At 62.9% G+C, this 11,215-nt stretch carries 8 protein-coding genes and 2 tRNA genes; 6 read left to right on the plus strand and 4 right to left on the minus strand.

What is annotated here, in order from left to right:
• The first annotated feature begins 49 nt into the window (after positions 1 to 49).
• From VMF11_14065 to VMF11_14085, 5 genes are all read left to right on the plus strand, one after another.
• Positions 50 to 2,842, plus strand: a complete 2,793-nt coding sequence (locus VMF11_14065; GenBank protein ID HTU71428.1) for an EAL domain-containing protein — start codon at positions 50 to 52, stop codon at positions 2,840 to 2,842.
• Between the two features lie 134 nt (positions 2,843 to 2,976).
• A tRNA-Lys gene (locus tag VMF11_14070) sits at positions 2,977 to 3,049 on the plus strand.
• Between the two features lie 6 nt (positions 3,050 to 3,055).
• Positions 3,056 to 3,127: transfer RNA gene (locus VMF11_14075), tRNA-Lys, on the plus strand.
• A 193-nt stretch (positions 3,128 to 3,320) separates the two neighbouring features.
• Positions 3,321 to 3,641: a hypothetical protein gene (locus tag VMF11_14080; GenBank protein HTU71429.1), complete on the plus strand. Its 321-nt coding sequence runs from the start codon at positions 3,321 to 3,323 to the stop codon at positions 3,639 to 3,641.
• Between the two features lie 14 nt (positions 3,642 to 3,655).
• Positions 3,656 to 4,576, plus strand: a complete 921-nt coding sequence (locus tag VMF11_14085) for a hypothetical protein (GenBank protein ID HTU71430.1) — start codon at positions 3,656 to 3,658, stop codon at positions 4,574 to 4,576.
• Between the two features lie 48 nt (positions 4,577 to 4,624).
• On the opposite strand, the gene VMF11_14090 is transcribed toward VMF11_14085, so the two are convergent.
• Positions 4,625 to 6,442, minus strand: coding sequence for a hypothetical protein (locus tag VMF11_14090; GenBank protein HTU71431.1), 1,818 nt, complete (start codon positions 6,440 to 6,442; stop codon positions 4,625 to 4,627).
• A gap of 307 nt (positions 6,443 to 6,749) precedes the next feature.
• Entirely contained in the window at positions 6,750 to 7,952 is a 1,203-nt protein-coding gene (locus VMF11_14095) for a glycosyltransferase family 4 protein (protein HTU71432.1), read from the minus strand.
• A 38-nt stretch (positions 7,953 to 7,990) separates the two neighbouring features.
• Between VMF11_14095 and VMF11_14100 the strand changes: the two genes are divergently transcribed.
• Positions 7,991 to 9,376 carry a polysaccharide deacetylase family protein gene (locus VMF11_14100; protein ID HTU71433.1) on the plus strand — a complete coding sequence of 462 codons (1,386 nt, stop codon included), beginning with the start codon at positions 7,991 to 7,993 and terminating at the stop codon, positions 9,374 to 9,376.
• Here the strand turns inward: VMF11_14100 and VMF11_14105 are convergent.
• Together VMF11_14105 and VMF11_14110 are read right to left on the minus strand one after the other, a co-directional pair.
• Positions 9,357 to 10,112 carry a PHP domain-containing protein gene (locus tag VMF11_14105; GenBank protein HTU71434.1) on the minus strand — a complete coding sequence of 252 codons (756 nt, stop codon included), beginning with the start codon at positions 10,110 to 10,112 and terminating at the stop codon, positions 9,357 to 9,359. The genes VMF11_14100 and VMF11_14105 overlap by 20 nt on opposite strands.
• Entirely contained in the window at positions 10,112 to 11,209 is a 1,098-nt protein-coding gene (locus VMF11_14110) for an ATP-grasp domain-containing protein (GenBank protein HTU71435.1), read from the minus strand. The genes VMF11_14105 and VMF11_14110 overlap by 1 nt, the downstream gene beginning before the upstream one ends.
• Positions 11,210 to 11,215: the final 6 nt, after the last annotated feature.

Below are 11,215 nucleotides of genomic sequence, written 5' to 3' on the forward strand. Positions count from 1 at the left end.
GAAGTTATTCGCAGGCGGGCTCTTGCCATTCGAGAATTCCTTTCATTCAATGACGCGCGAAGCTAGCCGGCGGCCTCGCTTCAGTGACGCGCTTGGCATCCTTATTACGGTGCTTGCAGCGCTCGTGCTCAGCTTCGTGCTCGTGCAGATTCTCAGCCTCGGCCGCGAAGCCGGGCTCGACCGTGCCAGCCTGACACGCGAACGCGTCGGCGTTGCCGAAGTCGGCCCCGTTCTCGCCACCATCGACGCACTCGACGCGTACCGCTACGCCTTGATGCTGCGTACCCCGCAGATCGCACGGGCGCGCGCGCTCGCGCAGGCCCGGATCACGGCGTTGCGCGGAGACTTCACGCGCGGACGCGCGGCGATACTGGGCCTGCGCAACGCCTGGAAGCCGATCGACCGTGAATGGGCGCGCGCACGCGCGCTCCCGGCCGGTCCGCAAGCACTCCCGAAGATGGGTTGGCTGATGAACTCGATGGGCGGTCTGCTCGACGAGCTGCAGGACAACTCGGGCCTCAGTTACGATCCGAGCGTCACCGCGCAGAATCTCGCGGACATCTTCATGCAGAGCACGCCGTTCGCGATCTCCGGGACGCGGCGGCTCCGCGCCGTCGTCGATCTCGCCGCGCAGCAGGGTGGTTTGAGCCTCTCGCAGCGTCTCGACGCGGCGGGCAACCTCATGAATTTGCGTGAGACCTATGATTTCTCGCGCGATCAAGTGCCGCATATCGCGCAGGCGATGGTTCAACTCGCGCCGCAGGGCCGCGCACAGTGGGAGCGTCTGCCGGCACTCGCTTCGCAACTCAACGCGGCCGGCAGTTCCTTCGCCAACCTCGTTGTGAACCGGGTGATGCTCACGCCCCGCCCCGCCGTCTCCGCCGGCCTCTTGCATCGCAGTGCGTACGCTACGATCGGCCTGGCCCGGCGGCTCAATGCGCTCGCGGGGCGCGCGCTCGATGCGAACCTGGTTGCGCGCGGCGCGATCCAGCGGGAGCGCAATCGCTACGTGTACCTCGCTTTCGTGATCGGCGCGCTCGGTATCGTGGGCATTATGATCGCAATCGTCCAGGTGGTCGCTCGCCGCGGACGGCAGCTCTTGCGCGAAGCGCTGCGCGAAGCGGACCGCTTGCAGGCCGAGCTCGCCCGCACCGAGGCCGAGGAAGCACTCCGTCTTACCGAGGCGCAGTTCCGCGCGGTCTTCGACGGCGCTGCGATCGGAATCGCGGTCGTCGACCGAATGGGAAGCGTGCTCGATTCGAACGACGTCTATCGGTCGATGTTCGGCGAGACGATCGAGACGGCGATCGAAGGGCACCGTGAGGAATTCGACTCGCTCTGGTCGGACGGTTCGGAAACCTTCGAATTCGAGCAGCACGTGCGCGCGCCTGACGGCCGAGAAATCTGGGCCGATGCGACGGTTTCGATCGTGACCGACCTCGAAAAGAGCGCGCGCTTTGCGATCGTGATGTTCCGCGACAAGACGGCGCTCAAACACAGCGAGCGGCGTATCCAGCACAGCCGGACGCACGACGATTTGACCGGTCTGCCGAACCGCGCGCTCTTCGACGAGCATCTGCGCCGGCGGTTCGAGGAAGCCGGTGCGCTCTTGGACTCGTTCTTTGCGGTGTTGTTCGTCGATCTCGAGCACTTCCGCGAGATCAACGAGTCGCTGGGGCATGGCGCCGGTGACCTCGTGCTCACGCAGATCGCAGGCCGATTGCGCTCGTCGGTCGATGCGCGTGATGTGGTCGCGCGCCTTGGCGGCGACGAGTTTGCCGTGCTGCTGCAGTCGCTCGGCGACATTTTGCACGTCGAATCGATCGCGCGACGCATCCTCAACACGCTCTCGAAGACGATCACGGTCGGCTCGCGCTCGGTGTTTTTGGGAGCCAGCGTCGGGATCGCGATCGGATCTTCGAACTACGAGCGGGCGGAAGACGTGGTGCGCGACGCGGAGACGGCGATGCAGCATGCCAAAGCCGGCGGCGGCGCGCGCTACGCACTCTTCGATTCGACGATGCACGACCGCGCGCAGAAGCGGCTGCTGCTGATCAGCGACCTGCGTCTGGCGATCGAACGGCACGAGTTCCGGATGGTCTATCAGCCGATCGTTTCGCTTTCCGACGGGGCGCCGATCGGTTCCGAGGCGCTCATTCGCTGGGATCATCCGACCGAGGGCATCATCGGTCCGAGCGAATTCATCCCGCTGGCCGAGCAGACGGGCCTGGCGCAGGCGCTCGGGCGGTTCGCCGTGGCGACGGCCTGCGAACAGCTCGCGGTATGGCGCCGTAACCGGGGCGGGACGCTCGACTTCAACATGAACGTGAACGTCTCGGCGACCGAGCTGAGCGACCCGGATTTCGAACGCACGCTAGTGCAGACGGTCGAGCATCATGGTCTGCGCCCGGCGGATTTCACGCTCGAGATCACCGAGAGCGTGGTCTTGGACGCGGGGACACGTGCGAACACGACGATCGAGCGCGTACGCAATCGCGGGTTCAATATTTGCATCGATGACTTCGGGACGGGCTACTCCTCGCTGCGTTACCTGCAGCAATTCCAAGTCGACTCGATCAAGATCGACCGTTCGTTCGTCTCGGGCACCGATGGGCAGCTCGCAAGTGAGCCGATCGTCCGCACGCTGATTACGCTGGCGGAAGCGTATAACGTCCGCGTCGTGGCCGAGGGTGTGGAAACCAGCGAGCAGTGTGAGATGTTGCGCAACGCGGGATGTCGCCTCGCGCAAGGCTTTCTTTTCGCGCACCCGCTCGCACCGGCGGAACTCGCGGAGCGGTATCCCAGGGTTCTCGGCCGCATCGCGCGCCCCGCCTCGGCGTAAGGGCTTGCCAACCTCCACTGCGAAGGCTACAATACGTCGAGCCCGAACCGAGCGGCCGAGCGGGTTCCCGCAGGATGCGAGAACAGTTTGGAGCACAGGATGTGCGATCGAGCGCGAAGCGCGAGACCAAACACGCGCCTTTAGCTCAGTCGGTAGAGCAGCGGACTTTTAATCCGTTGGTCCCGGGTTCGAGTCCCGGAGGGCGCAAAACACGCACCGCTAGCTCAATGGTAGAGCAGTTGACTCTTAATCAATTGGTTCGGGGTTCGAGTCCCTGGCGGTGCACGAGCTTCAAGACCCGGGCAGCGATGCCCGGGTCTTGCACGTTCTTCCCGCGTGGGAACGAACGAGGGATTCGGCGCGTTTGGTTCGTCAGGAGGTCAACCATGATGCTTCGCTTGGTGTGCGCGGCGTTGATCGCGCCGTTCGAGATCTGGTACGATCGCAACGCAAAGTCTTGTAAGATGCAGGTGTTCTGATGATCTACCGAATGATATGCGCGGCGCTCATCGCGCCCTTGCTGATCGGCGTCGCAAGTGCGGCCGCAACACGCACGGTGCGCGTGCAGAACGAGACGCCGGCGCTGATCGACGTCGGCTGGCTCCAGCCGCCAAGCTCCACCACGCTTTCGAGGTACGGCACATTGCTCGCGAACACCGCGCAACCGTTCAAGCTCGACGAGGGTGAGGCCAAGGTCGTCGTGAAGTCGAGTGCATGCCACGGGTCCTCCTCCATGCTGGTGCCGCAGCGGGCCACCACCGTCATCGTCGAGAGTGGGTGCAACCTCCTCGTCAGATGAGGAGTGCCGCGCTCGTGCTCTGCGCCGTCGCCGCAGCGCTCTCGTTCGCGCCGGCTCGCGCCGCGGCACCCGATCCGTACGCGATCTTCGCCGACGCGCGGGCGTATTGGCTGCAGCAAGTCTATCCACAGCGGCTCGAGTACGACGTCGCGATCGACGTCACTCAAGGCGGCAGAGAAAAAGTCGAGCGTTACCTGGCGGATTACGACGCGGTGCGCGACGTCATCGCGGTCGATCCGATCAGCGACTACCAGCTCGCTCATCCGACGATTCCGAAGGGGGTGGACCTCAGTATTCTCGGCTTGCGCTTGAACAAGCCGCTGCCGCCGATCGATTTTCTCGGTGTTCCCCGTCTGGCGCCGACCTATTCGTTCGGCATGGCGCCGTTCGTGCCGGCGCCCACGCCGACGCCCTTCAACTCGGCCGCGCTCGTGGCCCAGATCCGCCAAGAGTTTCACGATCCGAATCCGCGCGAGCGCGCAAGCGCCTCGCCATCGCCCGGCAGCAGCCTGCAAGAGATTGCGACGGTAGTCGCGCGCAACCGCGACTACACGATCGCTCTTCTCGGCACCGACACGATCGACGGACATCCGTGCTATCATCTCGGGCTCACGCCGACGCGCGATCCGGGACGCTTTCGTATCCGGCAGGCATGGATCGACGAGCACACCTTCGCACCCTGGCAATTGCAGGATGCGTTGAACTTCGTGAGCGGGCCGGGGACGAACGTCGCCTGGATGATCCATTTCGCCGAAATCGGCGGCGCGCATTACGTCAGCGAAGAGGACGCGCAAGCGCCAATGGCGACCGGCGGCGAAATCTACACTAAGACCGCGATTCGTTTCGAAAACATTCACGCGGTCGCGGATTCGTCGCTACCTCAAGCGCTGGTTGATAGCGTTGGGACGGCCCTGGAAGAACCATCCTGGCCGTAAACGGGAGAGCCGGCTATTAGCCGGCTCCCCAGACTCATGTGCCCTTGCTCAGGGGAACATTACGACACCCGTGTCGGAGGGCAGGGACGCCGGCGCGGGCGTTCCCGCGGTGCTGACCACAGGAGCGTACGATCCGGTATCCGTCACACCGCCGCCGCTGAGCGAAAGCGTGTGCGTGTAGTCACCAGCCAATGTGTTCGTCACTGTCGACGCAGTGGGGTTCACGGCGACGGCGCACGGTCCGACGTAATTCCCTGCATAATAGCAGCGCGCGAACTGCCGCTCGTAAGCATCACCACTAGCCGGTTGGAACCCGCCGACCCCTGTCGGCTCGGGCGACGGCGAGACTGCGTCTTGCACCACCAACTGCGATTCCGGCATGACTTCGAGCCCCGAGCTGGTCAAGAACTCTTCCCAGAGTGCGCTCGTCGACGGCGAGTTCGTCGTATCGTAGGTGAGCAAGAAAGAGGCGGTCACATATAATCGGTCCTGGATCGCCGTCCATGCGTCCATGCCACTTTCCAAGTCCGTCGACGCCACGCATACGAACATCGGATGAATCCCGTTCCCATTTCTAATCGTTGCCGCATAGAGCTCGGCATCTGCCGGGAACAACCAATTATCCGACGCATTGTCGGTTACCATGCCGTCTTCGTCGTGGTAGCAGTCGTCGAATCGGCCACCCACGTCTGCCGTATTTCCGCCGAAGAGCCCAAATGCCGGCGATATGGGTGAGGTGTCCGTCACCCCCTGCGACAGGCCGTTAAAAATCGTGGGAACGGAGTCATTGCTGTTTAAGTATTCTTCCATCGCAACCTCGCGAGGAATCCAGGTCGACTCCGAATATGAGGATCCGTTGTAACAAGGCAGGCCCGGCTGATAATTGCTGAGCCCGTAATCATCAAGCGGTCCCGCGTCGTCCTCCATGACGGCACTCCAATTCGACGTCATCTCCGAGCCCTTATTGTGTTGGACCCACCCCACGTACTCGCTCTGCAACGTAGAAGAACCTGGATCGATCTGATACTCCGTGGTTCCGTCGTAGTCGAACTCTACCTGAGTCGACGAATTCTGCTCAGTGCAAGAGTCATATGAAAAGGCGCTAGGATAATTTTCGAGCCAGTCCGTGTAAAGGTCACCGGAAACGCGATTGATGTCGACATACAGAGCGACATCCATAGGGGGTTCCGCATTCAGAAAACTCTGCTGATAGCTTCCGGTTCCGGCGCCCGAGGTCTGAACCCAACTGACGTATGGCGCTGCTGAGCTCGCACTTCCGGCGTAATAACCCGGCGCCGAAGTAGATGCCGCCAGAGCTTCGATCCAGGTCGTGACGTGGTTTGCGTCCGCCGGCAACGGTGTCGGAGTCGCAGCGACGTTGATGCTGGTCGCGTGAATATCGCGACCGAGGCTGCCATACCCCGCCAGGGATACCGCGGCTTCCAGCGGCGGAACCGTCGTCCCATCGTCTTCGGAGTTCAGGACGACCGTGCTTTGCGTCGAACCGGTGAGGAGCGTGAAGGTATAACCGCTCGACCCCTGGGCAATGACGTAACCCGAAGCGGTCACTTGCGGTACAGGCGACGAATACGTGCTAACGTAAGCCGTGCTCGCAACGGATTGCGGACAGCCTCCAGACACCGTTCCCGTTCCGGTGACCTGAATGTATTGACCGCTAGTGGGTAGCGGCGATGGGTCAAACGTTGTTGAGTTTGAGTAATATGCGTTGATGTATCCGCAGGGGTTGCCGGACTCGAAGTTGATGACCTCCGAGCTCGTATTAATTCCGTAGACTTGGCCTCCGATGGTAAACGAACCACTTGGAACATCCATCATCACGCGCACGCGTTGGCCGGGACCGTTCACAACCGATGTCGTTTTTGGAATCGATCCGGAATCGCCACCATTACATGCAACAAGAACGCCGGCTGCTAAGCCGACAATGAGAAAAGCAAATCGCGCACGCATCGCCCACACCTCCTGCATCATAGGTAGCGCGTCGACCGTAATCGCAAAAAGGGCCGAAAGTCCCTGACATAAGGCCCATTAGGGGTCTTGACTCGAGGGTTGTCGTAGCCGCCGCCGCCGGACGGTAAGCGCATGCTCAGAATTGACATCACCACGCTAGCCGTAAAGAGAAATCGCGACCCGCGGTTACGGATTCGTTGCTGCCTCAGGCGCTGGTTGAGAGCGCGGGGAGCGCGCTGGAAGAGCCGTCGTTGCCGTAGCGGCCGGCGACGATGTCGCGGTAGATTTCATCATATGCGCGCGCGTTGACGCGCCAGGTCAGGTGTTCGCGGGCAAAGGTGTATGCCGCGCGTTCGAATCGTTCGCGAATCGGTTGCCCGGCCAGTACGCGGCGCAGGCGATCGGTGAGCGCGTCCGCGTCGCGAGGCGGAATGAGGTACCCGGTCTCACCGTCCCGAACGATTTCCGGAATGCCGCCCACGTTGGTCGCGACCACCGCGCGTCCCGAACACATCGCCTCGCAAACCAATAGCGGTAACCCCTCGGCATAGCTTGGAAGCGTAACGACATCCGCCGCCGCGTACAATGTGGCAAGTTTCTCGTGTCCCACCACGCCCGGAAAGAGCGCATCGATCTTTGCCGCCCGCAACGTACGCTCGATTTCCGGCTGCATCGCGTTCCCGCCGGCGAAGATGAATTGCGGCTGCATCTCACGCAGCGCGAGCGCAGCCGCTTGCAACTCGGCCATGCCTTTTTGCGCGAGCATGTGACCGGCGTACATCACCGTGGGCCGATTCGGATGGAGCCCGAGCTCGAGACGCGCCGCCACGCGATCACGCGGGAAGAAGATATCTTCGTCCGCCCCATTGAAGATCACCCGCGGATCGCGCGCGCCGAGCATGCGAAGCTTCCCCGCGACGAAGTCCGAGACGCCGACACAGAAGGCCGCGCGAGTGACGATCTCGTGAGAGAGTGCTCGCAGCGAATCGCGCAGGAACGGTGTCTTGTATGTCTCGGTGCCGTGCCCGGTCAAGACGTACGGTACCGGCGAGTCGAGCGCCATGACACCGGCCGGAATCAACCCGTGAACCTGCACGACGTCAGGAGTAAACGCGGCGATCTCTCGCGCGATCGCCCCTTGCCGCTGCCGGCGGATGCTCCCGATCGCCAGGTTCGCCGGTCCGATCAGCACGCGCAACGTCCTGACCCGAAAGCCGTCATACTCGTACGCGTCCGGGATGCTACGATAGCGCTTCCATTGCTTGCGCAACGGCGGCGCCCACGGCGCCCAACGCAGGACGCAAATCTCATGTCCAAGCTCACGCAGTGCGCGGAGATGCAACAGGTTGAAGGTGCCGTCGATGCTTTGTGGCCAGGGAAAGTTGTTGACCATCACCAGGATACGCACGCGATAATCTCCTGGCTATCTGGGAACAGTCGTAAGCGATGCTCACGCAGGTGCGAGTTACCAGTGTCAACGCGCTGCTTTACGCGCTGCGGGAGCTCGGCCGTCGGGCCGGTGCCGGCGCGCGGGAGGTGCGACGCTGGCGCGTTGCGGTCGAAGCCGATCGCACGGTGCTCTTCCCCGACCCGAACTCGCAGCGGCGCATCGTCTTTCCGGTCGATCGCTCCAAGCCCGAGCGCATTGGCGCTTTGTGCGCGCACGAGCCCTCGCGCTACGAACCGGACATCGTGGTGCCGTTCGAAGAGCGAACCGCCGGAGGGCCGCTCTTTGTGGCCTGCGCTCCCGACGAGATCGAGTGCCGAGGCGACATTCTCACGGCGACGTTGTGGACGCTTGCGCGGGTTGAGGAGCGCGGTGCCGGCACGCTCGATGAACACGGCCGATTTCGCGCCGCCGCCTCGATAGCCGCGCGCTGTGAATGCCTCGAGCGTCCGATCGTCGACGAATACGGCCTTGCATTTGGGCAGGCATTGACCGCGCTCATGCCCGGTTGGAAGCCGGCGCCGCGGTGCTTGCGGGTCAAGCTCAGCCACGACATCGACCGCATCGGTTATCCCCGCCGGCTGCGTTCGACCGGAGCCCTGCTGTTGCGTTATCGTAACCTGCCGGCGTTCGTCCGCGAACTGATCTCGTTTACCGGAGCGGCTCGCCCGGCGTACCTCGAAGCGGTCTTGCAAACCGCAGCGATCTCGGCGCAGCGTCGCTTGGATTCGGCCTTTTATTTCAAGGCGGCCTTGCGGACGACGCAGTGGGATACCGGCTACGACCTCCTCCAGCCGCCGATCCGTCGCGTGATCGAGCATCTCGTCGAAGGCGGTTGCGAAATCGGACTGCACCCCGGTTACGACACCTTTCATTCGCAGACGATGCTCGATGCCGAGGTCTCGCATCTGCGTGGTCTCGTCGGCGGTGTGCCGATCGGCGGGCGTCAGCATTATCTGCGTTGGGATTGCTCGACTTGGCTCGCATGGGAACGCGCCGGTCTGGCATACGACAGTACGCTGGGATATGCAGAGGCGATGGGGTTCCGTGCCGGCACGTCGATCCCGTACCATCCCTGGTCGATCGAAGAGGACCGGGAACTCGCGCTCTTGGAGGTCCCGCTGATCGTGATGGACTGTACGCCGATCGACTACATGCGCCTCGAGCCCGAGCGAGCGCTGGCGCGTATCTCTGCGATCGTGGAGCGCACGGCGGCGGTCGGCGGCGTGTTCACCTTGCTCTGGCACAACGCGAGCGTGATCGAACCGCCGTACGCGAAGTTGTATCCACGCATCCTCGACTTGCTCGGCGCGGCGCAAAACTATGACTGGAGGAGCGAAGGTGAACTCCCGCCGCTCCCGCTCCTCACGCACGGAGCATCATAATCCGGCGCAGCGTCTTCCACGGAAGAGAAAGCAACAGCGGAGCGAGTTTGCGGTATTGCCGGCGCTTGGCGGCCTTGATGACGGCTCCCATGCGCAGTCCCGTGCGGCGCGGAAGCTCGCCGCGCACGCTGGCGTACAACATGGCCTCGCGGCTTTGCGCGAGCAGTGAGGCGGGGTTGCGTGGAAGTTCCGGAAAGACCGCGCGGAACAGTCCGATTTCCCAAGGGAAGTGGGCGTCGCTGCCACAGAGCGCGCGTTCGATCCCGAGCCGGGCAAATGACGCCTCGGCCTGCACAAATTCGCCTTCGTCATAGCGGCCGTTATACAGCTCGCAGAAATCGATCCCAGGGTTATCGGCGAAGATCGCGGGGAAGCGCGCTGTGCCGAACGTGCGGATCGGGTGCGGTAAATAGGCGATTCCGCCTTGTTCGTGAATCTCGGCGATGACGTCGGCGAAGGCGCGGCTGCGAATTTCTCGCGTCACGTAGAGACCAATGATATCGCCCAGGTCGCTCTTGACCTCAATACCGGGAATCACGAGGAAGTCGCGGTATCGATTCGCTTCCATCGTGATCAGCGCGCCGCGGACCGTGTCATGATCGGTCACGGCAATACCGGAGAGGCCGCGGCGGCGAGCGATCTCAATGGCGAGCTTGGGCGGCGTGAGCGAATCGAACGACGCGGCGGTGTGCACGTGGAAATCGATAGCGTGCCCGCGCGTGCCGTTGCTGGACATTATTTCGTGAGGCTTCCGGCCATCGCCAACAATCCCGCGGCCGTCGGCAACGGATCGAACAAACTTAGATCGGTGCGCACGTCACGCGAGAAGACGTTTCGTACGAACCGCACGCGGAATTCGGGATAGCGGACGAAGCTTTTCAGCCCGACGGGAATCACCCATTGATACGTGAGGCCTTCCCGGTAGCCGCTGTCGAGGGGCGCCTGCGCGCCCATCAGGCGCTGCGCAATCCACACCGGAAAATTGCACCCGGCTTGGATCGCCAAATCGAGCGATCCCCACAGTTTCGGGTTGACCTCGATCAGGTAGTATTCGCCGTCGCGATCGCTGCGCTTGAACTCCACCATCGCGACACCATGCCAACGCATCGACTCGAGCAGCGAGCGCCCCAGTTCGCGCAGGTGGGGATCGCGAATCGATCGAGCGATTACGCTGGGACCGCCTTCCTTCGGATATTGCACTAAGCGCTCGTGCATGAAGTAGCCGACTTCCCGCCCCTCGTCGAACAATGCAAAATAACCAAAGCCGTTTTCGCCCGGTACGAATTCCTGCGCGAGATAATCTCGGATCGACTCGCCCAGGCCGAGCGCATAGGACGAGGCTTCGCGCGCGTTGCGGGCCACGTGGGCGCCGGCGCGCGGATGTTTGAATACGAGGGGTGGTTCGATCTCTCGCCAATCCTGCGCCGCGAGGGTCTTTGGGATCGGAATTCGCGCATGCGCAGCGTGTTCGAAGGTACGCCGCTTGTCTGCCGCGATTGCGAAGCTTTCGGCGGACGGCAACAGGAGCGGCGCGTTGAATTGCAGGCGATTGCGCACGAACAGCTCGACCATGTCGAGTCCAACCGGAATAACCGCATCGTAGCGTAGTTCGTTGAAGTGCGCGCGCAGCGCAGCGACGGTCGACTCGACCGATATGTTGGGATCCGGATAGCGGAATGTTTGCGCGCAGTGCCGCGACCAGAACCCCCCCACCGTCGAGGGCGGTATCGAGCCCCGCTCGCCGACTGTCACGCGAAAGCCCGCGCTGCCCAGCGCACGAACGGCCGCGAGGGCATTTCGATAGGACCCGTCAGTGACGAACACGCGGTGCATGGCGCT

It is taken from the genome of Candidatus Baltobacteraceae bacterium (genome assembly GCA_035502855.1).
GTDB lineage: Bacteria > Vulcanimicrobiota > Vulcanimicrobiia > Vulcanimicrobiales > Vulcanimicrobiaceae > Aquilonibacter.